This window comes from Plantactinospora alkalitolerans, from assembly GCF_015690345.1.
In the GTDB taxonomy this organism is placed as follows: domain Bacteria; phylum Actinomycetota; class Actinomycetes; order Mycobacteriales; family Micromonosporaceae; genus Plantactinospora; species Plantactinospora alkalitolerans.
The window spans coordinates 1-23964 of record NZ_JADPUN010000071.1 but is presented as its reverse complement, the minus strand read 5'-3'; the positions used below and the strand labels follow the sequence as shown (position 1 = coordinate 23964).

22 protein-coding genes are annotated in these 23964 nt (G+C 70.7%); 12 read left to right on the top strand and 10 right to left on the bottom strand.

Annotated features, from left to right (window positions below):
* On the bottom strand, positions 1–1085 hold a 1085-nt coding region (locus I0C86_RS04850), incomplete at its 3' end, for an Hsp70 family protein (RefSeq protein ID WP_196199982.1).
* A 130-nt stretch (positions 1086–1215) separates the two neighbouring features.
* Here I0C86_RS04850 and I0C86_RS04845 point away from each other — a divergent pair.
* Positions 1216–1932 carry a histone deacetylase gene (locus I0C86_RS04845; RefSeq protein ID WP_196199981.1) on the top strand — a complete coding sequence of 239 codons (717 nt, stop codon included), beginning with the start codon at positions 1216–1218 and terminating at the stop codon, positions 1930–1932.
* A 58-nt stretch (positions 1933–1990) separates the two neighbouring features.
* Here the strand turns inward: I0C86_RS04845 and I0C86_RS04840 are convergent, their stop codons facing one another.
* On the bottom strand, positions 1991–3400 hold the full coding sequence (locus I0C86_RS04840) for a permease prefix domain 1-containing protein (RefSeq protein WP_230393563.1): 1410 nt from the start codon (positions 3398–3400) through the stop codon (positions 1991–1993).
* On the bottom strand, positions 3397–3768 hold the full coding sequence (locus I0C86_RS04835) for a PadR family transcriptional regulator (protein ID WP_196199980.1): 372 nt from the start codon (positions 3766–3768) through the stop codon (positions 3397–3399). Before I0C86_RS04835 ends, I0C86_RS04840 begins: the two co-directional genes overlap by 4 nt.
* Positions 3769–3866: 98 nt before the next feature.
* On the opposite strand from I0C86_RS04835, the gene I0C86_RS04830 reads away from it, so the two are divergent.
* From I0C86_RS04830 to I0C86_RS04815, 4 genes are all read left to right on the top strand, one after another.
* Positions 3867–4118 carry a hypothetical protein gene (locus I0C86_RS04830; RefSeq protein ID WP_196199979.1) on the top strand — a complete coding sequence of 84 codons (252 nt, stop codon included), beginning with the start codon at positions 3867–3869 and terminating at the stop codon, positions 4116–4118.
* Positions 4115–4432, top strand: coding sequence for a type II toxin-antitoxin system PemK/MazF family toxin (locus I0C86_RS04825; protein WP_196199978.1), 318 nt, complete (start codon positions 4115–4117; stop codon positions 4430–4432). Before I0C86_RS04830 ends, I0C86_RS04825 begins: the two co-directional genes overlap by 4 nt.
* Positions 4433–4638: 206 nt before the next feature.
* Positions 4639–5016 carry an SCP2 sterol-binding domain-containing protein gene (locus I0C86_RS04820; protein ID WP_196199977.1) on the top strand — a complete coding sequence of 126 codons (378 nt, stop codon included), beginning with the start codon at positions 4639–4641 and terminating at the stop codon, positions 5014–5016.
* Positions 5013–7064: an amylo-alpha-1,6-glucosidase gene (locus I0C86_RS04815; RefSeq protein ID WP_196199976.1), complete on the top strand. Its 2052-nt coding sequence runs from the start codon at positions 5013–5015 to the stop codon at positions 7062–7064. The genes I0C86_RS04820 and I0C86_RS04815 overlap by 4 nt, the downstream gene beginning before the upstream one ends.
* Before the next feature lie 43 nt (positions 7065–7107).
* On the opposite strand, the gene I0C86_RS04810 is transcribed toward I0C86_RS04815, so the two are convergent.
* Positions 7108–8307 (bottom strand): glycoside hydrolase family 3 N-terminal domain-containing protein, encoded by a 1200-nt coding sequence (locus tag I0C86_RS04810; RefSeq protein WP_323373460.1) that lies wholly within the window; start codon positions 8305–8307, stop codon positions 7108–7110.
* A 145-nt stretch (positions 8308–8452) separates the two neighbouring features.
* Between I0C86_RS04810 and I0C86_RS04805 the strand changes: the two genes are divergently transcribed.
* The 3 genes from I0C86_RS04805 to I0C86_RS04795 all read left to right on the top strand — a co-directional run bounded on the left by I0C86_RS04805 (position 8453) and on the right by I0C86_RS04795 (position 11251).
* Positions 8453–9238: an FkbM family methyltransferase gene (locus I0C86_RS04805; RefSeq protein WP_323373459.1), complete on the top strand. Its 786-nt coding sequence runs from the start codon at positions 8453–8455 to the stop codon at positions 9236–9238.
* A 145-nt stretch (positions 9239–9383) separates the two neighbouring features.
* Positions 9384–10127, top strand: coding sequence for a tyrosine-protein phosphatase (locus I0C86_RS04800; protein WP_196199974.1), 744 nt, complete (start codon positions 9384–9386; stop codon positions 10125–10127).
* Between the two features lie 173 nt (positions 10128–10300).
* Entirely contained in the window at positions 10301–11251 is a 951-nt protein-coding gene (locus tag I0C86_RS04795; protein WP_230393562.1) for an acetyltransferase, read from the top strand.
* 182 nt (positions 11252–11433) lie between these two features.
* Here the strand turns inward: I0C86_RS04795 and I0C86_RS04790 are convergent, their stop codons facing one another.
* The gene (locus I0C86_RS04790; protein WP_196199973.1) at positions 11434–12612 is read right to left on the bottom strand and encodes a UDP-N-acetylglucosamine--N-acetylmuramyl-(pentapeptide) pyrophosphoryl-undecaprenol N-acetylglucosamine transferase; all 1179 of its coding nucleotides are present in this window, start codon (positions 12610–12612) and stop codon (positions 11434–11436) included.
* Positions 12613–12730: 118 nt separating this feature from the next.
* Complete coding sequence (locus I0C86_RS04785; RefSeq protein WP_196199972.1) at positions 12731–14566, bottom strand: glycoside hydrolase family 15 protein; 1836 nt, start codon at positions 14564–14566, stop codon at positions 12731–12733.
* Between the two features lie 274 nt (positions 14567–14840).
* On the opposite strand from I0C86_RS04785, the gene I0C86_RS04780 reads away from it, so the two are divergent.
* From I0C86_RS04780 to I0C86_RS04765, 4 genes are all read left to right on the top strand, one after another.
* Positions 14841–15788 (top strand): RNA polymerase sigma factor, encoded by a 948-nt coding sequence (locus I0C86_RS04780; RefSeq protein WP_323373458.1) that lies wholly within the window; start codon positions 14841–14843, stop codon positions 15786–15788.
* Positions 15789–15882: 94 nt separating this feature from the next.
* Positions 15883–16764 carry an alpha/beta fold hydrolase gene (locus tag I0C86_RS04775; protein WP_196199970.1) on the top strand — a complete coding sequence of 294 codons (882 nt, stop codon included), beginning with the start codon at positions 15883–15885 and terminating at the stop codon, positions 16762–16764.
* Positions 16765–17132: 368 nt separating this feature from the next.
* On the top strand, positions 17133–18770 hold the full coding sequence (abc-f, locus tag I0C86_RS04770) for a ribosomal protection-like ABC-F family protein (RefSeq protein ID WP_196199969.1): 1638 nt from the start codon (positions 17133–17135) through the stop codon (positions 18768–18770).
* Positions 18771–18910: 140 nt separating this feature from the next.
* The gene (locus I0C86_RS04765; RefSeq protein WP_196199968.1) at positions 18911–20533 is read left to right on the top strand and encodes an ABC-F family ATP-binding cassette domain-containing protein; all 1623 of its coding nucleotides are present in this window, start codon (positions 18911–18913) and stop codon (positions 20531–20533) included.
* Between the two features lie 93 nt (positions 20534–20626).
* Here I0C86_RS04765 and I0C86_RS04760 read toward each other — a convergent pair whose 3' ends face one another.
* From I0C86_RS04760 to I0C86_RS04745, 4 genes are all read right to left on the bottom strand, one after another.
* Complete coding sequence (locus I0C86_RS04760) at positions 20627–21700, bottom strand: hypothetical protein (RefSeq protein ID WP_196199967.1); 1074 nt, start codon at positions 21698–21700, stop codon at positions 20627–20629.
* Positions 21701–21738: 38 nt separating this feature from the next.
* A complete protein-coding gene (locus I0C86_RS04755) occupies positions 21739–22470 on the bottom strand; it encodes an amidohydrolase family protein (protein ID WP_196199966.1) in 732 nt (243 codons plus the stop codon).
* Positions 22467–23234 (bottom strand): amidohydrolase family protein, encoded by a 768-nt coding sequence (locus tag I0C86_RS04750; protein ID WP_196199965.1) that lies wholly within the window; start codon positions 23232–23234, stop codon positions 22467–22469. The genes I0C86_RS04755 and I0C86_RS04750 overlap by 4 nt, the downstream gene beginning before the upstream one ends.
* The coding region (locus I0C86_RS04745; RefSeq protein ID WP_196199964.1) for a beta/alpha barrel domain-containing protein at positions 23231–23964 on the bottom strand (734 nt) is incomplete at its 5' end. The genes I0C86_RS04750 and I0C86_RS04745, both read right to left, overlap by 4 nt.

The window sequence follows — 23964 nt, the reverse complement described above, 5'->3', positions numbered from 1 at the left end:
GCCGCCGGCGCCGCCGATCCCGGCAGGTGCAGGCCACCCTCGGCGACGACCAGTTCGGGCTGTTCGACCACGGTTGGCGCGACGCGGAACTCCTTGTGCAGCAGTGCCGCGGCAAGCGGCATCCGGCTCGCCCCGCCCACCAGGAACAGCCCGGCCAGATCCTCCGGCGCCACCCCCGAGGCGTCCAGTACCGCACGGCTCGCCGCGACGGTTCGCTCGAGGATCGGCCCGGCCAGCCGGTCGAGCTGCTCGCGGCCCACCGGAGCCTCGTCGTCGAACAGCGGTACGTGCACACTGGTGGAGGCCGCCCTCGACAGCAGTTCCTTGCCCGCGCGCACGTCCTCCCACAGCGTCCGGGACACGCGCCGGTCGGCCGGATCCTGGGGCTCGACGAGACGCCGCCACGTGTCCTCGTCCCGGGCCCGGTAGGTGTGTCCGAGCGCGGCCACGATCTCCGCATCGACGTCCAGCCCTCCGACGTCACCCAGTCCACGCATGGCGAGGACCTCGAACCCTTCCGCCGTACGGCGGACCACGGATGCGTCGAACGTGCCGGCTCCCAGGTCGTACACCATCAGGCAGGAACCGGTCGGCACCCGCCGCCCGGCGACGGCGACGAACCAGGTCGCCGCGGCGACCGGTTCGGGAGCCAGGACCACGTCGGGGAAGACGCCCCGGGCGGCGCTCCTCAGTACCTCCTGCCGTCGTGCTCCCCAGCCGGCCGGGCAGGTCAGCACCGCTCGGGGCAGCGCACCGCCGGACACCCGCGACGCCTCCGCCGCCACCCGCCGCAGTACCGCCGCGATCAGGTCCGGAACGGGCACCCGCTCCTCACCCAGCAACACCGCGCCGTCGTCGACGCAGCGCTTCGGATGGGGCTCGAACCGGTCCGGACGGGTCCGCGCCGCGTGGGTGGCGTCCCGACCGACCAGCAGCCCGACCTGCGGGTCGGCGTACACCGCCGACGGCAGCAGTGGCGACCCGTCGAACAGCAGCGGCCGGACCCGTCCGTCCGGGAAGGCGAGCACGGCGGCGGTGTTGGAGGTCCCGAAGTCGATCCCGATCCGGAACCCCTCGTCCCCCACGAGGGCCACCCTACGTCAGCCGGTCCCGGTGCCGGGCTGGCGGCGCGACGCGAGCCCGGTACGCGCAGCGGCGTCGTGGCTGCCCCGTGGTGCACCGCCGGACCCGATTCCCGATGAGATCATTGTCGGTATGCCGCTCGGGCCGAGAACGCCCAGTGATCCGGACCCGCCCACCGCGAGAGCGCTGGACCTCGTCTGGTACGCGGCGTACGGCTCGAACATGCACGCCGACCGGCTGCGGTACTACCTGGCCGGGGGTCGGCCGGAGGGGGGACGTCGCCGGTACCCGGGTTGCCGGGACAGCCGGCCGCCCCGCCGCACCGTTCCGGTTCTGCTGCCCGGTGGGATCTACTTCGCCCTGGAGTCGATGGCCTGGACCGGCGGAATGGCGTTCTACGATCCGGAACTTCCCGGCCGGGCAGCGGCGCGCGCATATCTGATCACCGCGGCGCAGTTCGCCGACATCGCCAACCAGGAGATGTACCAGCCACCCGGCACGGATCCGGACCTGATCGAGGCGGCCGTGGCACAGGGGCGCGCGTACCTCGGACCGGGCCGGTACGAGACGCTCGTCTGCGCGGGTACGCGGGAAGGCCTTCCGCTGCTGACCTTCACAGCGCCGTGGCGGGCGGAGGAGGTCGAACCGGCCCCACCGGCGCCGCGATACCTCGCAATGATCGCGAGCGGCCTCCACGAGGCCCACGGCTGGACCGCCGCTCAGATCACCGCCTACCTCGCCGGTCGGCCCGGGGTGGCGGGTCGGTGGCGCTCGGTGGACGTCGACGAGGTCGTGCTCCGGGCCGTACGGAACGGCCCGCCCGATCCTGCCGCGCGGTGGACAGGATGAGCGGGCCGGATCCGGCTCAGGCTCAGGCTCAGGCTCAGGCTCAGGCTCAGGCTCAGGCTCAGGCGAAGTTGAACACGAGCGGGAAGACGAGGACGACTGTCCAGGCCCAGGCGGCGTACACGATCATGTAGCGGGTCTGCCAGTGTTCCAGGCGGGCGAACGGCATGCGACCACGCACGAAGCCGAGGAACAGCCATGCCGACCACGCCAGGTTGGTGAGCAGGACGACGTTCTCGCCCAGGGCCGCCGTCTTGTTCGGGCTGAAGCCCCATTCGGTGATCCGGCCGGTGATCGCCACCAGCACCATGACGTCGATGATCAGGGCACTGACGACGAGCGCGAGTTGCAGGCGGTCGAACAGGCCGGGCCGGGCCGTGAGATCACGGGCGGAGATGGCGTACAGCAGCAGGCCGAGCACGATGACGAGCAGCAGGTTGAACAGGATCAGTGCGTCGCGCTCGACGTTGATGCCGTTGGTGGTCCAGATCATGGCGACCAGGAAGGACAGCAGGGCGACCACGAACAGTGGCGTGAAGACGCGGGTCAGCACCGGCGCCATGTTCTCGATGACGCTCTGCTTGGCCTCCACCAGCCATGCCGCCACGACGACCCCGGCCATGGCCCCGCACGGCACCAACCACGATTCGATGAATCCCTCGACGTTGAGGCCGATGGCGTCGAAGGTGCCGACCGTGAAGGCGGTGAGCACCCCGCCACCCAGTCCGATCAGGACGAAGTAGATCAGCCACTCTCCGGTGAACCGGATGAAGTCCATCCGCCGCCGGCTCGAGCGCCAGTCCCCGCCCACGTAGGCGACGCCGACAACCAGCCACAGCGCGAGCGGCAGGTGGATCGCCGTGAGGACGATCGACTGCGAGTCGTCGTCCAGCGGATACGCGTTCGCGGCGACCGCGCCGAGAACGAACAGCGCCGCGAGCACCCCGATGACGCGGATGCCGACCCGGCGTTGCCAGGCGAAGTAGGCGGCCAGCGCCGGCAGTGCGAAGAGGCTGAAGTTGCTCGTGTAGAAGCCGGCGTCGTCGTCCAGATCGAGCCCGAACCAGCTCGGCACCTTGAACGCGAGCGCGGCGACGGCCGCGCAGAGCACCATGACGGGCAACTCGCGGCGGGACCGGGCGGCGGCGGGCGTGTCCGGCTCTCCGGGCAGTACGAGTTGCTTCCACAGCCGCTCGGAGTGCTCGCGGGCGAACTCCCGCGACAGCTCGTCGAGGCTGCCCATCCGCTTGACGGCGATGAGGAACCCCTCGTCGGGGCGCAGGCCCACCTCGGTCAGCTCGCTGATCCGGCTGCGGAGGTGGTCCTCCAGTTCCTCGGCGTCGGCGCGGTTCAGCTCCCGGCGACGATGCATGTAGGCCCGCCACTCGGCGATCTGGCCCTCCAGATCGTAATCGTCGCCGGTGTTCGTCATCCCGCCTTCCAGGCCGTGGTCATTGCCGGCGTTCGTCATCCCGCCTCCCAGGCCGGTGCCGTGATCGACGTGATGGACTGGGTCGCGCTCCAGACGCTCCGCAGGGTGTCGACGACCGCGGCCCACTGGCGGCGCTGCTCGGCGAGCTCGGCCCGCCCCTGGTCGGTGATCCGGTAGTACTTGCGGCGGCGTCCCCCGGGCGGGGTCTGCCAGTCCGCCTCGACGTGGCCGAGCCGCTCCAGGCGGTGCAGCAGCGGGTAGAGCAGACCGTCGGTCCACTCCAACTGCCCGCCTGACAGCTCGTTGACCTGCTTGAGGATCGCGTAGCCGTAGCTCTCTCCCTCGGCCAGGATCCCCAGCACGAGCGGAGTCGCCGAGGCCGCGACGAGATCCTTGGTGATATGCATCCAAACCGCCTAACCCTAGAAGCTCGATGCATAGTAGTTCTAGGTATCAGGATCGCACAATCCGGCTCGCACGTACCACTGGCCGTACGATCGGCGGTATGGCAGACAAGGTCACGCTGAGCATGAACCCGGACACGCTCGCTCGGGCCCGCCAGGCGGCGAAGCACGACGGCCTGTCCCTGTCCGCCTGGATCGACCGTGCCGCGCGGCGGGAGATCGTCCGGGCGGCAGCCCGCCGGCACGAGGAGTGGCTGGCCGCGAACCCGGACGTCCGGGACGAACTCGACAGCTTCGACCGGTACGCGGACAATGTCGACGCCGGCTGGACGGACATGGCGGGGGCGGCGTGAACCGGGGCGAGATCTGGACCGTCGGCGACCCCGCACAGCAGGCCAAGTACCGGGTCATCGTCCTGTCCGGCGACGCGCACAACGACCGACCGTCAGCAGCCCCGTACTGCGCCCCGATCGTCCGCCAGGCGGACCACACCGACCTGCCGCCGTTCGTGATCCCGTTGGCCGAACCCGACCCGATGGCCGGGGTCGTGGTGGTGAACCGGGTGCGGCGCGTCCCGACCGCGGTTGCGGTGGAGCGGGTGGGAATGGTGACCGGGGCGAGCATGGCCCGTCTCGGCGCGGCCCTGACGGACCTGTTCGAACTCTGACCGATCCCGATCCCGATCCCGGCCCCCTTCCCCGCCGACCGGGTCCGCGCCGGACCGCCCGGCAGGTAATCACCCTGCGGGGGTGATGTCGTGGGCACGGGCGACGGCGACGATGGGAGACGGACCCGAATTCCTTCGGGCGTCCCGACCTTGGAGTCCAGTCCGGCTGGCCGGCCGGCCACGATGCCAGGAAATGGAGGCTCGGAGTGGCGAGTCCGACGGAGGAGTATTTTGCCGAGTTCGGTCGACGCGGCCACGAACGTCTGCTGGAGAAGGCATCCGGCACGGTGCGCTTCGAGATCGTGCAGGGCCTGTGCACGGAACACTGGTACGTGCGGGTGCACAACGGTGACGTCACGGTGACACGCGAGAACATTGAGGCGGACGGCGTCGTACGGGTGAGCAGGGAGTTGTTTGATCGCGCCGCCTGCGGGGAGGCGAACCTGATGGCGGCGCTGTTTCGGGGCGAGGTGACGGCCGAGGGCAGGGTCCCCCTGCTCCTCATGTTCGAGCGGCTGCTGCCAGGGCCGCAGAGTCCGAGTGGACATCGAATGGCCACCAGTGGGGAGCGGCCTCGGCCATGAGCGATCTGGTCAGCGTCCTGGCGGGAAACACCTTCGTGGTCAGCGACACCCGTGGTGACATCGACACGTCACCGGTCGACCCTACCGGGTTGTTCTCCTTCGACACCCGTTACCTGTCCACCTGGGTCCTGAGCATCGACGGCGAGCGCCTCAGTCCGCTGTCCATAGACGACATACAGTATTACGAAAAGCGCTTCTTCCTCGTCGCCGGCCCCGGTGGGGTGTACACCAACGCGAAGGTCTCGGTGATGCGTCAGCGCGTGGTGACCGATGGCTTTCGTGAAGAGATCGCCATCCTCAACCACGGTGAAAAAGGCGTCGACCTCACCGTACGACTCGAGGTCGGCTGCGATTTCGCCGATCTCTTCGAGGTCAAGGATGCGCTGACGAAGGCGGGCAACTACTACACGCACGTCGAGGACGATCGTCTGGTGCTCGGGTACACCCGGCAGACGTTCCACCGACAGACGACCATCTCCGCCACCACGCCGGCCCATCTCGACGGACGCGGGCTGACCTTCACCGTCTCGCTCGCACCGAAGCAGGAGTGGATCACCGAACTGCGCGTGGTGCCCACGATGATCGGTCCGGGCGGCCGGACGCTGCCACTGGGATCCGAATGGGACCCGAACTGGGCCGGTCGGGACATGAAGCACGACCTGAAAGAGTGGATCGAGGACGCACCGCGCCTGGAGTGTGACTGGGATCCGCTGCGGCACACGTACGACCGCTCCCTCATCGACCTCGCCGCGCTGCGCTTCACCGCGCCCACCTCCATGGGCGGGAGCCTGCCGGCCGCCGGCCTGCCCTGGTTCATGACCGTGTTCGGCCGCGACAGCATCTACACCAGCCTTCAGGCGTTGCCGTTCCAGCCGGGGCTCGCCGCCTCGACACTGCGGGAGCTGGGTATCCGGCAGGGCAGCCGGCTGGACGACTTCCGGGACGAGGATCCCGGGCGCATCCTGCACGAGGTGCGTTTCGGCGAGACGGTCGCCTTCGAAGAACGACCACACTGCCCGTACTACGGCAGCGCCGACGCCACGCCGCTGTTCGTCGTGCTGCTCGACGAGTACGAGCGGTGGACCGGTGACGCCGAACTCGTGCGCCAGTACGAGTACGAGGCCCGCGCCGCGCTGAACTGGATCGACGTGTACGGCGACCCCACCGGCAACGGCTACCTCTCCTACCAGCCCCGGAACCGGACGACCGGCCTGGAGAACCAGTGCTGGAAGGACTCCCCGGACGCCATCTCGTACCGCGACGGCCGGATCCCGGGCTTTCCCCGTGCGACCTGCGAGTTGCAGGGCTACGCCTACGACGCGAAGATGCGCGCGGCCCGGCTGGCCCGGACGATCTGGAACGACGCGGCCTTCGCCGAGCGGCTCGAGAACGAGGCCGCCGATCTCAGGACGCGCTTCAACCATGATTTCTGGATCGAGGACCGGCAGTACTTCGCACTCGGCCTCGACGCCGACGGCAGCCAGATCGACGCGCTGTCGTCGAACATCGGCCACCTGCTCTGGAGCGGCATCGTCGACGATGACAAGGCGGACGCCGTCGTGCGGCACCTGCTCAGCCGGGAACTCTTCTCCGGTTGGGGTGTACGGACCCTGGCGACCAGCGAGCGGCTCTACAACCCGGTCGGGTACCACGTCGGCACGGTCTGGCCGTTCGACAACTCGATCATCGCCTGGGGCCTGCGCCGCTACGGCTTCGCGGCCGAGGCGGCACAGCTGGCCGCCGCGATCCTCGACGCCGCTACCTACTTCCACGGGCGGCTGCCCGAGGCGTTCGCTGGGCATGATCGGGAATGGACCAGGTACCCCGTCCAGTACCCCACCGCCTGCAGTCCCCAGGCCTGGTCCGCGGGGGCGCCGCTGCTGCTTCTGCGTACGATGCTCGGCCTCGACACATCGGGCGAGAACCTTGTCGTGAGCCCGGCGCTCCCCGAGCACATCGGCCACATCGCGCTGCTCGACATTCCCGGACGATGGGGGCGGATGGACGCCTTCGGTCGCGGATCGGTCGAGGTCGGCGGCGACCGGTAGCACCGGGCCATGGCCGGTGGCGGGCGGCGCGGGTCGCGACCGGTCAGCGCTTCGGACGGAGGGCGTCGACGCGGGCGACCGACTGGTCGATCCTCGCCTCGGTCAGCCGCCCCTGCCGTACCAGGTTGACGACGTTGTCGAGCGTCTGGTCGACGATCTTCGGGTCGTACACCTGCTGGTTCGCGAACACGAGCACGTCGACGCCGGCCTCGAGCGCCATCGCGACCGCCTCGTCGCGGCCGTACCTGCTCGACAGCGCGACCGCCTGCATGTCGTCGCTCACCACGGCGCCCTTGAAGCCGAGTCTGTCGCGGAGCAGATCCGTCACGACCGCCGGCGACAGCGATGCCGGACGGTTCGGGTCGAGCTGCTTGTTGAGCAGGTGGGCGACCAGGACGGAGTCGGCGTTGCCACTGTCGATCAGGCTCCGGAACGGTTCGAGTTCGCTGGTGTGCCAGGTCCTGCTGACGTCGACGACGGCGAAGTCCGTGTTGCCGGTGGCGGTGCCGAGGCCGGGGAAGTGCTTGAGTGCGGTCCTGACGCCCGCGGCGCGGTGGACCTGGACCTCCTCGGTCGCGTTCTTGATCACGACGCTCGGGTTGGCGGAGAAGCTGCGTCCGAGCTTGCCCACCGCGGGGTTGTCGGGGTTCAGGTTCAGGTCCACCACCGGCGCGTAGTTGAGATTGGCGCCGATCGAGGTGAGGCTGCGGGCGATCTCCTGGGCCCAGGTCCGGGTCGTGGCCGTGGAGTTCGCCGCGCCGATCTCGGCCTGGGACCGCGTGGCGGGGAAACCGTTGCCGGGGTTGAGGCGGCTGACCTGGCCGCCCTCCTGGTCGATCGACACGAGAAGTCGTCCGGGTGAGGCTTGGCGCAGGTTCTTCACGAGCGCGGTGACCTGGGCCGGTGAACTGATGTTGCGGGGGGCGTTCGTCTTCAGGTCCCGGTCGAAGAGGATGATGCCGCCGAGTCCGTCCCTGACCGCTTTCATGATCCAGTCGTTGTCCGCAAGCTTCTCGCCGCGAAAGCCGACGACGAGCAGGCTGGCGATCTTGCGTCGTAGCGACGCTTCCCCGCCCGACCGGGGCGGGGTCGAGGGCCGGGCTTTCGAGGGCCGTGGCGAGCCCGCCGTCTGTGGAGCGGGCGTTTTCGACGTGCCCGCCCCGCAGCCGGGCAGGACCGCCGCCGCCGCGGCCGCGCCGATGCCCGCCAGCAACCGCCGCCGGGGCAGGTGGGCATCCTTCACCCGATCCACGCTACGGCCGGCGGGCCGCGCCGGGGACCATATCGTGCCCCTTCGAAGTGCCCGCCACCGAAGGCGACGCCGACCGGACCAGGATGCGGAAAAGACAGCGAAGACACGTGTACGGCCGGATCAGCCGAATCGCGAAATGAATGTTTATCGGCACTGGTACGGTCGTCGCATGCTCTCTCGGGCCCGGGGCATTATCCGATCCCTCCTCCTCTACCACTGCCGACCAGACACGCATCGGCGCGCACTGCGGCTCTACGGTCAATTCCTCGGACCGGGAGATCTCGGATTCGATGTCGGCGCACACGTGGGAAGTCGGGTGCGTGTCTGGCGCCGACTCGGCGCACGGGTGATCGCCGTCGAACCGCAGCCCGACTGCCTACGGATCCTGCGCTGGGCCTTTCGCCGGGATCGGGACGTCACGGTCGTTCCCGTCGCTCTCGGGGCAGCGGCCGGACGGGCGAGAATGGCGTTGTCCACGGCAACTCCGACGGTGTCGACGATGTCGCCGGAATGGATCGGATCCGTCACCACGGATCGCAGTTTCGCCCGGGTGAGGTGGGACCGGGCGGTGGACGTGAACGTCACGACCCTCGACAGCCTCATCGCGATCCACGGCGTGCCGTCCTTCTGCAAGATTGACGTCGAGGGCTTCGAGGTCAATGTGCTGGAAGGGCTCAGCCGACCCCTGCGCGCACTGTCCTTCGAGTACATTCCCTCGGCCCATGAGACGACCCTCACCGCCCTCGCCATCGTGGACGGACTCGGTACGGCGGCCGGTGGATACCGCTACAACTACTCACCGGTCGAGAGCATGCGTTTCGCCAGCGACCGTTGGCTCGACGCCACCGAACTCGCGCGACTGCTCGACTCCTTCCGCCCCTTCGGGCGCTCCGGCGACGTCTACGCCCGACTGAGCAGGTGAAGCGCTACCCGGACGGCCGGGTGCCGGCGATGACCGGCACCTCCAGGACGGAGGCCCGCACACCGTCGGCGGCCACACCGTCGACGACCTGCTCCTCGACGGTGGGGCCGTCGACACCTGGCTCCGCTCCGATAGCCTCGCTCGCGTGACGATCGGGCGACACCTCGACTGGGCGGGCTGCCTCAACATCCGTGACCTGGGTGGCCTGCCGACCGGCGACGGACGGACGACCCGGTGGCGCGCGGTCGTCCGGGCCGACAATCTCGACCGGCTCACTCCGGACGGCTGGGCCGCGCTGCACGCGTACGGCGTCCGGACCGTGGTCGACCTGCGCGAGGACGACGAGCGCTCGACGTCCACCGAACGGCCCGCCGGAATCGACGTCGTCCATGTTCCGCTCGACGACTCCGCCGACACCGACTTCTGGTACCGCTGCATCGACGACGAGATCGACGGAACGCCGCTGTACTACCGACCGTTCCTCGACCGCAAGCCGGAGCGCTGCGTCGCGGCGGTCGCCGCGGTGGCGCGCGCCGGTCCGGGCGTCGTCGTCGTGCACTGCGGCATCGGCCGGGACCGTACCGGGCTGGCGTCGCTGCTCCTGCTGGCACTCGTCGGTGTGACACCGGACGCGATCGTCGCCGACTACGCGCTGAGCGGCGAACGCCTGGAACCCTACTTCGCGGAGGCGCGCGCCGCGCACGGCGACGTGATCGGCGACCGACTGGCACGCAGGGGAACCACGGTCCCGGAGTCGCTGCACGCCGTGCTCGCGGGTCTGGACGCCGAGGCGCGCCTGCGCGCCGCCGGGCTCGCCGCCGAGGATCTCCAGGCGCTCCGTGCGCGGTTGGCGCCCGTGGAAGCGGCGGCGGTCAGCGGGGGCCGTTGAGTTCCCACCCCCGCGCGTCGCCCGTTGCGACGGACGGGTACGTCGAGTAGGTTGCCAGGCACGCCGTCGAGCTGGGAGGAGGTCAGAACAATGTCCGATGTTCTGCGCCCCCTCCGCGCACCGGCGTCCACGCGGATCTGACCTGGGGCGCTCGCTTTCCGGAGGATCACCCCATGACCGATCTCGTCATCCGTCCGCTCGTCGCGGGCGAGGAGAATCTGTTCGACTCCATGCCCGATCCGCTGCCCCAACTCCGCAAGGTCGGTTACGCCGACGGAATCGCCGGCGGCGGCTACCGCCCCGAGAACACCTGGGTCGCCCTCCGGGCCGGCCGGGTGGTCGGCCGGGCGGCCTGGCTCCTTCCGCCGGGTTCCGTCGGTACGCCCTGGCTGGAGAGGTTCGACCTGGACGCCGAGCCGGAGGCGGGTGCCGCGCTGCTGCGCGCCGCCCACGAGGCCCTCGGCGGTCCCCTGCCGTACTACGCCTCGATGCCGGCGCACTGGCGACGCCGTCCGGAGGTGCTGGCCGTGATCGAGGCGCCGATGGCGGCGGCCCGGCTCGCCGGGTTGGTCGAGCGGCGGGAACGGATCCGCTGCTCGTGGACCGGTACGCCACTGCCGGCGACCTCCGGGCGGTACACCTTCCGCCCGGCCGCCGATCCTCTGGAGATCAACACCCTGGTTGCCCGGATCGCGGAGCCGGAGGTGCTGACCGGGATGGAGGTGGCGCGCGCGGTCGCCGGGATTGACCTGGCAACCGACCCGTTGGCCTGGCTGGAGGGTCCTCCCGGGGCCTGGCGCGTCGCGCTGGACGCCGGGGAGCCGGTGGGCCTGGCCGGAACAGCAGGGGATGCCTGCTATCCGCTCCTCGCCTACCTGGGCCTGTTCGACGAGGCTGTCAGGGGTGAGTTGCTGGCCGACGCGGTCCGGGTGCTGGCCGACGGCGGCGCGCGGGAGGTCATCGCCGATGTGGACGCCCATCGGGTGATGGTGGTCGCGGAACTGGAACGGACCGGATTCCGGCAGTTGCGGTCCCGGGTCGTCTTCGAACCCGCCGAGGAGCCAGGATCCGGCACGGTCGCGGGGCGTGGCCCGGCGGTCGCCGCCGCCGGACAGCAGGACTGACCGTCCCGGTGCGCCCTGGTCCGGCCGGGGCGCACCGCTTCCTCCCACCGACCCGATCACCGCCTCGGTGGCGGCTCTGCCGGCCGGGATACGGTGTGCCCCGGCCGGTCCGAACGCGGGGATGTCGTGCCGCACGCCGTGGATCCGAGCCGGCCGCCGTGTGCGGACGGGTTGGCGCCGACCTACGCCGGCCCGTACCGTCCGGCCGCGTCGAGGAGCGCGGTGGCGACCGCCGCGGCCGCGTCGGGGCGGCCGTGCTGCCACGCCGCGTCGGCCAACTGCCGGCGCCGGTCGGGATGCTGGAGCAGCGTCACGATCTCCTCGCGCAGACGGGCGGGGGTGGCGTCGGCGCCGGCGACCATCCGGGCCGCGCCCGCCTCGGCGAGGTGCCGTGCGGTCTGCCGCTGCTCGTCGCCGCCGGTGGGGATCAACGGGATGAAGATGCACGCCTTGCCGAGTGCGGTCAGTTCCGCGACGGTCCCGGCGCCACTGCGCGCCACCACGATGTCGGCGGCGGCGAGGACGTCCGGCATGTCGCCGTGGACGTAGTCGACGACCCGGTACCGCTCCCGCAGATGCCCGGGTAGGCCATCGGCGACCTGCCGCATCCGGTCGAACGAGTACTCGCCGCACTGGTGCAGGACCTGGCAACCGGGCAGCAGGTCGGGCAGGATCTCGGCGATCAGGTTGTTGACCTGCACGGCACCCTGGGCGCCGCCGGTGACGTACACCAGCGGCAGCTGTGGATCGAAACGGTAGGCCTCCAGTGCCCGGCCACGGTCGCCGGCCAGGATCTCCGGTCGGATCGGGTTGCCGGTCACCACCGCCCGACCCTTCGCCCGCTCGGGCAGGTGGTCGACGGAGGATTCATGACTGAGCAGGACCCGGGTCGCGATCCGGGCGAGGATCCGGTTCGCCAGCCCGACGGTGAGGGTCTGCTCGTGCATGACCAGTGGCCGGCGGGTCGCCCAGGCCGCGATGCCGATCGGGACGGAGACGTACCCGCCGGTGGAGAGCACCACGGCGGGCCGGGTACGGAGAACGATCAGAACCGCCTGGAGGATGCCGAGCGGGATGCGGAAGGCGTCGGCGACGTTGCGGCCCAACTCGCGCAGATTCGGCGAACGGCGCAGTTTCCCGGTGACGATCGCCTTGAAGGGGATGCCCTCCTGCCGGGCCACCTTGGCCTCGAGCCCCTGCGCGACACCCACCCAGAGCAGTTCCGGTTCGGTGCCGGCCACGGCGAGCCGGGCCCGCAGCGTACGGATCGTGGTCAGCGCCGGATAGGTGTGCCCACCCGTACCGCCGCCGGTGACGACGACGCGGATCTTGCGGAGACGCTCCGCGCTGTAGATAACCATGCCCTCTTACCAGTAGTCGTCCGGACTGGCGATGATACTCAGCGCCCCGACGGATCCCGTCAAGAATTGATCATCCTCCTGTTCGAAAGATCACCGCGATCGGCGGTGGCCCGGGGGACTAGCGGCGGGCGTCGAGCAGCTGGTCGAGGGTCAGCGCGGCGCTGATAAGTGAGAGATGGCTGAACGCCTGCGGGAAGTTGCCGGTCTGCTCGCCGGTTGGGGCGATTTCCTCCGAGTAGAGGCCGAGCGGGCTGCTGTAGGTGAGCATCTTGTCGAAGACCAGCGTGGCGTCGTCGAGACGTCCGGACTGTGCCAGGGCCCGGACGTACCAGAAGGTGCACATGGTGAAGGTGTTTTCCCTGCCGGGAAGGCCGTCCGGCGAGGCGGTCGGGTCGTACCGGTAGACGAGGCTGTCGGAGACGAGGTCCGCGTCGATGGCCGCCAGGGTTGACTGCCAGACCGGGTCGGTCGGTGCCACGAATCCCACCGCTGGCATGGCGAGCAGCGCCGTGTCCAGGACGTCGCTCGCGTAGTGCTGCACGAAGGCGCGGCGTCCGGGGTGGAAGCCGCGGTCCATGATCTGTTCGTAGATCTGGTTCCGGGTGTTCGCCCACCGGCTGGTGTCGCCCGGTCGCCCCCGCTCGTCCGCGAGGCGGACAGCCCGGTCGAGGGCCACCCAGGCCATCAGGCGTCCGAAGGTGTAGTTCTGGCGTTCGCCGCGCGCCTCCCAGATCCCCTCCTCGGGCTGGTCCCAGTTCTCGCAGAGCCAGTCCACCATCCGCGCCGTGTTCGTCCACTCCTGGTGTGAACTCATCAGGCCGTGACTGTCGGCGAAATGGAGCGCGTCGAGCGCCTCGCCGTAGATGTCGAGTTGCAGTTGGCTGGCCGCGCCGTTGCCCACCCGCACCGGCCCTGAGCCCCGGTACCCCTCAAGGTGGTCCAGCACCTCCTCACCGAGATCCGGTGAGCCGTCGACGCGGTACATGATCTGCAGCGGTACACCGCTTTCCTTGGCGTCCCGGATCCGGTCGTCCACCCATCGCCGGTACTGCCGCGCCTCGTCGGTGAAGCCCAGGCTGAGCAGCGCGTGCACGGAGAACGACGCATCGCGGATCCAGGTGTAGCGGTAGTCCCAGTTGCGTCTCCCGCCGATCTGCTCGGGCAGCCCGGCGGTGGGGGCGGCGATCACCGCGCCGGTCGGTGCGTACGTCATGAGCTTGAGCGTCATCGCCGACCGTTCGACCATCTCCCGCCAGCGGCCGGTGTACCGGGAGCGACCCATCCACCGCTTCCAGAACTCGCGGGTCTGCAGCAGCATGTCGCTCACCTCGCCGGGGGCGAAGAGGCGCGGCCGGTCGGGCGTCACGCCGGTGTCCAGGACGACGCCCGACTGCTCACCCTCGTGCATCGCGAAGGTCACGGTCACGCCCCCGTGCTCGCTCCGCTGGATTGCCCGCTCGGCGATCCGGGATTCGGGATATCGGACCATGTTGAGCGTGAAGGAGTACGCGGCGGTGCGGAAAACCTGCCCCTCGAGGTACGTGTCGAGTTCGTGCGGATCCTGGCCGTAGTTGAAGCGGGGCTCGCACTCGAGACGGAATCGCATGACGCCCCGGACGACCCGCAGCAGCCGCACCAGGCGGTGGCGGTCGGTGGGACGATCCCCCGCCACGGGCATGAAGTCGATGAGTTCTCCGACCCCGTCCGTGCTGAGGAAGCGGGTGATCAGGATCGGAGTGCCGGGCAGGTAGAGCTGCTTGCTCACGTACTCGACGCCCTCGGGCGCCACCTGGAAGTAACCACCCCTGTGCCGGTCGAGCAGGCCGCCGAACAGACTGGGCGAGTCGAACCGAGGGGCACAGAACCAATCCAACGTCCCGTCTGCCGACACCAACGCCGCAGTCTGCAGATCGCCGATCAGGCCATGGGCCTCCACCGGAGGGTACGAATCCACCAAAACCACCCCACCCTCGTCTGAGCGGCCGAATACCCCGACCCCGACGCAACACACCGCGTCGCGCCGCCGACTCAATGGCGCGGGCGACGCCGTCAAGCCGGTGGCCCGGGTCGTCGACGAGCCCGTCCGGCCGAAGGACGGTGCCGGATCACCGTGTAAGGATGGTCTGTGACCTGCGTGTCAACGGTTGTGCCGTCGGTCGGTCCGGCCGCTCCCCTCGCGTGCTGACGGGGCACGGGGACCCGCCGCCCCCAGTCACGGAAGGAGCGCGGTGTCGACCGTCGAGCGGTCAGATCCCGAACTGGTCCGCAGCGCCCAAGCCGGGGACGTGTCCAGCCTGGGCGCGCTGCTGGCCCGGCACGAAGCTGGCATGAAGGCCGTCGCGTACAGCCTGTGCGGGTACGGGCCGGATGCCGAGGATGCCGTGCAGGACGCGATGCTGACGGCGATGCGCCGGATCGGCGACGTTCGCGATCCGGCGGCGGTGGGCGGGTGGCTACGGACAATCGTGCGGAACGGCTGCCGGGCACGGCTGCGGGCAACCCGCCCGCTGCTGGTGGGTGATCCGAGCACGCTCGCGCTGCCGGCCACCGAGCCCACCCCGGAGGACCTGCTGGAGGGCGCGGCACTCCGGGACTGGATCTGGCACGCCCTGGGTCAACTGTCCGAACCCGTACGCCTCGTCACGCTACTGCGCTATTTCACCGGGGTGACGGCGTACGAGCAGATCGCCGCCGTCTGCGACATCCCGGTCGGCACCGTTCGCAGCCGGCTGAGCCAGGCCCGGGCCAGACTCACCTCCGCCCTGCGAACCACGGCCGAACTCGCGTACGACGACGCGGCCACGATCAACGACGTACGGCGGCGGGAGGCCGAGGAGATCGTCGCGGCGACGTACCGGGGAGAGTTCCGGCGGGCCGTGCGGGAGTACTGGTGGCCCGACTCCGAGTTCGTCATCCCCGACGGGCGACAGTTCCCCGGCACCGATTTCATGCTCCGGGGGATGGAGAAGGATCTGGACGACGGGGTACGGCAACGCCTCCGCCACGTCGCGACCAGCGGCAACGTGCTGGTCTGGGAAGCCGATCTGATCAGTCCGCCGCACAACCCCGGCCACTGCCCGCCCGGCGTCGTCTGGCTGCACCAACTTCGGCAGGGGCGGACCCAGCGGCTGCGGATCTTCCATCCGGCACCGGCGAGGGCCGGCCGGATCGACTGACAAATTCCTCCGACGGACCGAACTTTTCCTCCGGTCGCCGCATCTGGTCGTTGTCCAGGCCGCCCGGGTCTGGCGCGAGCAGGGGGAATCTGAGATGACCGCCACCACCGGGGGCACGCCCGAGCTGCGGACCCACAGCCTGGAGCGCGACGGTGTACGTCAGGTGTACCACGTGGCCGGCACCGGACCGGTCTGCGTGGTGCATTCGGGCGGACCCGGCATCGAGTGGAAATACCTGCGGATGCCGGCGCTCGAGGAGCACCTGACCATGGTCTACCTGGAGCCGGTCGGCACCGGTGCGTCCGGGCGGCTCGCCGACCGCCGCGAGTACCGGTTGGAGACGTACGAGCGGTTCGTGCACGCCGTGGTCGAGGCGCTCGGCGTGCCGAAGGTGTACCTGCTCGGCCACTCGCACGGCGGATTCGTCGCGCAGCGCTACGCCCTGGCGTACCCGGACCGGGTGGCCGGCCTGATCCTGTACGACACCTCGCCGGTCACGGGTCCGTCGTTCTGGGCCGCCGCGATGGCGGGCGTGACGAGCTACCCGCAACGGCATCCGGACCGGCCGGAGGCGGCCACGGTCCCGGCGGCGTTCGAGGCCGCGGTGACCGCCGCCGACGACGAGTCGATGACGACGGAACTGCGGCGGATGATGCCGGTGTACTTCGCCGACTACTGGCGGTACGAGCAGCAGTACGCGCCGCTGGTCGCCTCGGTGCGGGCCTGGGCCGACCCGCAGCGCGGGGAGGAGCCGACGCCGTTCGACGTACGCGGGCGGCTGGCTTCCGTCACCGCCCCGACGCTGATCATGGTCGGCGCGCACGACTTCATCTGTGGCCCGCACTGGGCGGAACTGCTGCACGAGGAGATCCCCGGTTCGAGGCTGACCCTGCTCGGGGAGAGTGGGCACTTCGGCCACATCGAGCAGCCCGGCGTGTTCTATCCGGCGGTGATCGATTTCATCCACCAGTCCTGAACCGCCGCCGCTGGCTGGCCGGGCGGTGATCGAGCCGACCACCGCCCGGGACCGGTCGGTCGCGTCTGCTCGGCCGACGCGGTCCAGGCTCGCCCGATCGCCGGGCGGGCTTGGTGCCGCCGGTGCTACGGTGGATCGCGAACGATCTGGACCTGGATGAAACGGTCTGGACCTGGATGATCAGAGAAACATGGGAGACGAGACATGGTGGGTGACGACGACATCTCCGGGTGAGACCGGACATGTGATCGACCACCGGCCCGCGCCCAGGAGCGCCGTTGCCGTGGTCGTGTCGTCGTTGCTTCGAGACCATGTCCCCTGTCGGGCGGCTGGGGTCCGCCTGCCCTCACATCCGAGGTTGTTTCCCGATGTCCGATTCTTTCATCGTCTGCTCGAACCTGACCTTCTCCTGGCCGGATGACACCCCGGTCTTCCAGAACCTCTCCTGCACGATCGGTGGGGGCCGTACCGGGCTGGTCGCGCCGAACGGTTCCGGAAAGAGCACCCTGCTCAAGCTGATCGCCGGCGAGTACCGGCCCACCGCCGGGTCCGTCTCGGTCCAGGGGGTGCTCGGCTATCTCCCGCAGAGCCTGCCGCTGGTCGGCGACCTGACCGTGGCCGAGGTACTGGAGATCGCTCCGCTGCTCGGGGCACTGCATGCCATCGAGTCCGGAGACGCCAGCGAGGAACACTTCACCACGATCGGCAACGACTGGGACATCGAGGAGCGGACCCGCGCCCAGTTGGACCGGCTCGGCCTCGGCGACCTCGCCTTCGAGCGGCGACTGGACACCCTCAGCGGCGGCCAGGTCGTCTCCCTCGGCCTGGCGGCGCAGCTGTTGAAGCGGCCTGACGTGCTGCTGCTGGACGAGCCGACCAACAATCTCGACCTCGATGCCCGGCACAAGCTCTACGACGTGCTGGAGCAGTGGAACGGCTGCCTGCTGCTGGTCAGCCACGACCGGGCACTGCTCGACCGGATGGACCGCATCGCCGAACTCGACCGCGGCGAGGTGCGGTTCTACGGCGGGAACTTCACCGAGTACGAGGCGGCGGTGCGCGCCGCGCAGGAGGTCGCGGAGAAGAACGTCCGCAACGCCGAGCAGGAGCTCAAGCGGGAGAAGCGGGAGCTGCAGGAGGCCCGCGAGCGGGCGGCACGGCGGGCCAGCAACGCCTCTCGCAACCTCAAGAACGCCGGCCTGCCGAAGATCTTCGCCGGCACGATGAAGCGGGACGCTCAGGAGTCCGCCGGCAAGTCGAACGAGATGCATTCCTCGCGGGTCAACGACGCCAAAGCCCGGCTCGACGAGGCGGAGCGCGCGCTGCGCAACGAGCAGAAGCTCTCGCTGGTGCTGCCGGGCACCACCGTACCGGCCGGACGCACCCTCCTGGCCGGTGAACGGATGCAGGTCCGTTACGGCGAGCGGTCCCAGTTCGCCGCCGACGGCGTCGACCTGACGATCCGAGGGCCGGAGCGGATCGCCCTGCTCGGCCCCAACGGCGCCGGCAAGTCCACCCTGCTGCGCCTGGTCAACGGCGACCTGGAGCCCGAGAGCGGCCAGGTCAAGCGGGCCGCCGGCCGGATCGCGTACCTGTCCCAGCGGCTGGACCTGTTGGACCTGGACCGTACGGTGGCGGAGAACCTGGCCGCGTTCGCGCCGCAGGCCCCGGACGCGCAGCGGATGAACCTGCTCGCCCGCTTCCTGTTCCGCGGCGCCCGGGCCCACCTGCCGGTCGGGGTGCTCTCCGGCGGCGAACGACTGCGCGCCACCCTGGCCTGCGTCCTGGGCGCCGAGCCGGCGCCGCAACTCCTGCTGCTCGACGAGCCGACCAACAACCTCGATCTGGTCAGCATCGGTCAGTTGGAGAGCGCCCTCAATGCCTACGAGGGAGCGCTGCTGGTGGTCAGCCACGACGAGCGGTTCCTCGCGGACATCAACGTCAACCGTTGGCTGCGGCTCGCCGAGGGACGCCTGTCGGAGACCGGCCCCCCGGACGTCGACTGACTTCCCCCGGGCCGATCCGGCTGCGGACCGTCGAGCCCGCAGCCGGACCGGCGTCGACGATTCCCCTGATCCTCCCCTCGCGCCCGACCGGCGGCACTGTCCGGCGGGTCGCGGACGACTCCGACGATGGTGTGTGTCGCATGTCCAACTTTGCCCTGCTCGGCCACGACCTGGTTCGCACACTCGGAACCCGCCGGGTGCTCGACGGCGTCTCCCTCACCGCCGCGCCCAACCAGCGGATCGGGCTGATCGGCGAGAACGGCACCGGCAAGTCCACTTTGCTGCGGCTGCTCGCCGGGGCGGACGAGCCCGACGCCGGTACCGTCGTCCGCCCACCGGAACTGGGTTTCCTGCACCAGGAGATGCCCTTCGACCCGGCCGCCACGATCGGCGCCGTGCTCGACGACGCGCTGCGCGAGGCCCGGGCGGATCTCACCGAGCTGGACCGGCTCAGCGCCGCGCTGGCCGACACCCCGCAGGACGCGCCGGAGTACGCCGACCTGCTCGCCGCGTACGGCGATCGGCTCGACCGCGCGCAGACCAGCGACGCCTGGGACGCCGACCGGCGCGCCGAGATGATGCTGGCCGGTCTCGGCCTCGGGGCGCTTGGCCGCGAGCGGACGCTCGCGTCCCTGTCCGGCGGGCAACGCGGGCGGGTCGCGTTGGCCGCCCTCCTGGTACGGCGCCCCACGGCGCTACTGCTCGACGAGCCCACCAACCACCTCGACGACGACGCCGCGGCCTTCCTCGAGGAGCAACTGCGTGGCCTGCCCGGGGTCGTGGTGGTGGCGAGCCACGACCGGGCGTTCCTCGACGCGGTCTGCACGGACCTGATCGACCTCGATCCGGCCCTGGACGGCGCGACCCGCTACGGCGGCAACTACACCGACTACCAGGCCGCCAAGCGGGCGGAGCGGGAACGCTGGCAGCGCCGCTTCACCGAGGAGCAGGAGGAACTCGCCGAACTGCGCCGCCGGGTCGAGGTCACCGCGCACGAGGTCGCACCGGGGCGCGCCCGGCGGGACAACGAGAAGATGGGCTACGGGCACACCGCCGGGCGGGTACAGAACCAGATCTCACGGCGGGTGCGCAATGCCGCCCGCCGCCTCGACGAGCTGGAACGGGAACAGGTCGACCAGCCGCCGGAGCCGCTCCGGTTCCGGGTCACCACGCTGGCCAGCACCGCCATGGACGGGACCCTGGTGTCCCTGCGGGACGTTCGGGTACCCGGGCGGCTCACGCTCGACCGGCTGGACGTCTCGGCCACCGACCGGCTACTGATCACCGGGCCGAACGGGGCGGGAAAGTCGACACTGCTCGCGGTGCTGGCCGGCCGGCTGGAGGCCACCGGTGGACTACACCGGCGGCGTGAGCTGCGGGTCGGCCTGCTCGCCCAGGACACCGTCTTCGACCGGCCGGGCCGCACCGCGCGGGAGACCTACGAGGCGGCGCTCGGTGCCGAGCGCGCCGGGTCCGTACCGCTGCTCTCACTCGGGCTGTTCGGCTCCGCGGACCTGGACCGGCCGGTCGGCCAGCTCTCGGTCGGCCAGCGGCGCCGGCTCGCCCTTGCGCTGCTGGTGGCCGACCCGCCCCACCTGCTGCTGCTCGACGAGCCGACCAACCACCTCTCGCCGCGGCTCTGCGACGAGCTGGAGGAGGCGCTGGCCACGGGACCGGGCGCGATCGCGGTCGCCAGCCACGACCGCTGGCTGCGCTCCCGCTGGCCAGGGCGCGAACTGCGGCTGTCACCCCGGGCCGGCTGACCGGTCACCGGCGAGGTGACCGCCGAACGTGGCGCGGCCCCACCCGTGGTCCTGAGCGCCGAGGCATCCCGGCTCCCCGGCGTCCTCGAACCGTCAGCCGTTGAACGTGCTCCAGGCGGTGGCCCAATCGCGAGCGGCGCGCAGGGCTGCCCGTTGCCGGGCGCCGACGAAGACGTGGGTGCCGTCGCCGTACAACCCTGCGGTGAGGACGACGAGCCCGGGCGCGACGTAGAGATGCGTCGGGTCGGCGGGCACGGCCAGCGGTTGCAGCGGTACGGGGACGAGGTGTCGCCTGAAGCGTTCGAGCTGCTGGTTGTCGAGCACGGCGTGCCCGGTCACCGGCGAGGTGACCGCCGCCTCCGCCAGCGAGAACAGCAACAGATAGGCGCCGAGGGATTCACGTTCGGCGATCACCTGGCCACCGCCCGCGGCATGGTGGTAGACGGTCGGGTCGCGGTCGTCGCGGCCGATGAGGATGCTCCAGACGCCCTGGTTCTCCACGCCGATGATGATCCGGTCGTCGTCCTCGCCACCAATTGCCAGCCTGTCGGGCGGATAGATGGCGTCCTGCTGGCCGAGGATGTCGACGCGCCCTGCGGCAAGGTCGTAGAAGGCCTGCAGTGCCGGCGGGATCGGTACGGCGGGTGCGGGGAACGGCGCGGCGGCGGGCAGGTCGGCGTACCAGCCGGTCAGAAAGTCCCGCAGGGCGGCGCCCGGATCGTCGGGCAGGTGGGCCAGCCATTCGACGCCCGGCAGAGGCGTGTCCGTCACCGGCCGCGCCCGGTCGAGCAGTTCGGGCGGCAGCTTCCTGTCCCAGTTCAACTCGCACCGAAGCCCGCCGCTGCCGGGCGCGGAGAAGCTCTCCGACACCTCGCCCAACTCCAGGCAGCCCTCCGGCAGGCGGACCAGCGCGTAGCAGGGCGGGTGCGACCAGCCCTGCGGGCTCAGCCAGTCGAGCACTCCGTCCGGGAACGGCTCGTGCAGCATGATGGCTCTCTCGCCGGCGACGGCGTTACCTGACGGCCGGTCACCGGCGTCAACGATGATGACGACCGCGCCGTCCTCGCCCTTCGCGAACGTCACCGCATCGCCCCGGACCACCTCAGGCTTCGTGCCCAGTCGGGCAAGAGCCTCGTCTTCCGACACGATCGTCCACTCGCCAGCCACGTCCCGCTCCCTTGGACCAGGTTGGTTCCCGCAGCACGCTACGGCAGGTCGAGCCGGAACAGCTCGGCGGCGTTGCGCCAGGCGACCCGCTCGGCCGTCTCCGCCGGCAGGTTCGCGGCCAGCACCGCGCCGTACGCCGCCGCCGGATCGATCAGCGTCGCGTCGGTACCGAAGAGCAGGCGCCGGGGATCCACCGCCGACGCGACCGCCGCGAACCGACCCGTCCTGGTGTGTGAGAAGCACGGCTCCAGCCAGAGCCGGTCGACGGAGTTCGCGGCCTCGACCGCGTGCCGCCAGCCGTCGGCACCCATGTGTCCGGCGATCGCGCGCAACCCGGGGATGTCGGTGCAGGCCTGGGCGAGGTCCAGCGGCGTGGATCCCCAGGTGTGCACCAGCGCCGGCAGGTCGTGCGCGGCGACCATGGCCAGCGCCTCCCGGGTCTGGGCGGAGTCGACCGGCGAGCCGGTGTAGTCAGTGTGGATCTTCACGCCGACGAAGTTGCCGGAGGGCAGGAGTTCGCGCAGGTCACGTTCGGCGTTGCCGAGCTGGCGCGGGTTCACCGTGAGGTAACCGAGCAGCCGGTCGCTGGTTTCGAGCACCCGGGCCATCGCCCGGTTGCCGGCGGCCACGTCGTAGACGATCGCCTCGGTGGCCGACACGACGGCGAGGTCGATGCCGTACCGGTCCATCACGGCGAGGTTCGTGGCGACGTCGCCGACCTCCATGCTGAAGAACCACGGGCCCCAGTGGCCGTGCACATCGATGATCATCTGTCGAGTCCCAGGATCCGGTGGGCGTTGCCGCCCGCGACCGCCGCGCGGGCCGCCTGGTCGAGGCCGCTGCGGGCCAACCGGAGCCGGGGCACCACGGCCTCGTACAACGGGGTACGGGAGCCGTAGAGCAACCGTTCGGCGCCGAGCTGCGCCAGCACGGTCTCCAGGGCGTCGGGCGAGTTGAGCAACCGGGTCGAGGTGTGGAAACCGGGCTCGTCCCTGGCCACGACGACGAAGTCGCCCAGGTGGTAGAAGTGCGTGTCGAGAAAGACGACGGTCGCCCCGCGCAGTGGTCGCCAGAACCGGCGTACGTCGCCGCCCGCCAGCACCACCAGTCCGGCCTCGGTCGCCCGCCGCGCCACGTGCCGTACCGACGGGAAGTCGGGCTCGACGTGCTGGTCGTCGGGGAACAGCCGGATCGCCCGGAAGCCCCGCGCGGCAAGCCGCACGACCTCCCGTTCCGCCCCCAACGGGTCGCGCAGGTCGACGCCGCCGACGGGTACCACCCCGGGGCCGGGAAGGGCCGCCGTCTCGTCGTTGCCGCTGGCCATGTCGAACAGTGCCGCCCGCAGGTTGGCCACGGCCGCGCCGGCGATGCCATTGGCGGCGAGAGCCGCGGCGACGTCGGCCGGCTCCCCGCTCGGGCCCGGGCGGTCGGCGTACCGTCCGACGAGGACGTCGATGTCGAGGCCGATCGGCGGCAGGTCGTCCGCGGTGAACGGGTTCGCCACTCCTCCGGACCGGTTCGCTGGATCCTTCATCGCGCTCCCGCCACCCGTAGGACCCGCTCCCGGTCCTGTTCGGACAGGGTGGGACCGTACGGATCGGTCGCGTACTCCGCCGGAATCCGTCCCTCGCTGGCCGCGATCCAGAGCATCCGTCGCACGTACCCTTCCATCGGCTCGGTGAAGGTGACCTCGGCGAGCCGGTCGAGCCGACCGGAGGCGGCGACGAACGCGGCGTACTCCTTGTCGGCGAAGGCCCGCAGCACCGCGGCGGTCACCGGCACCGCCGCGGCGGCGATGCCGACCAGGGCCGCCTGGGCACCCCACAGCAGCGACGGGCCGAACATCCGGTCCTCACCGGTCACCGCCAGGCGGTCGGCCCGGTGCGCGGCGGCCAGCGCCGCCTGGCAGGCGATCGCGTCGTGCAGTCGGGCGACCTTGAGCCCGGCGATTCCGGGGTGCTCCAGCAGCGCCGCCAGTTCGGACCCGGAATACGGCCGGATGTAGAGGTCGAAGGCGAGCATCGGCAGGCCACTCGCCCGCCAGACCGCGTCGTGGTGCCCGACCGGATCGCCGGTCACCGGGAACACCAGCACTCCGGCGGCGCCGAGTTCGGCGGCCTGGACGGCCTCCGCCGCGACGCTGTCGCCGGTCTCGCCGGACCGGCCACCCACCCCGACCAGGACCGGTACCCCGGTCCGGACCGCCGCCCGGATGATCTCGCCGCGCGTGCCCGGGTCGAGGTACGGGCCGCGTCCGGTATCTG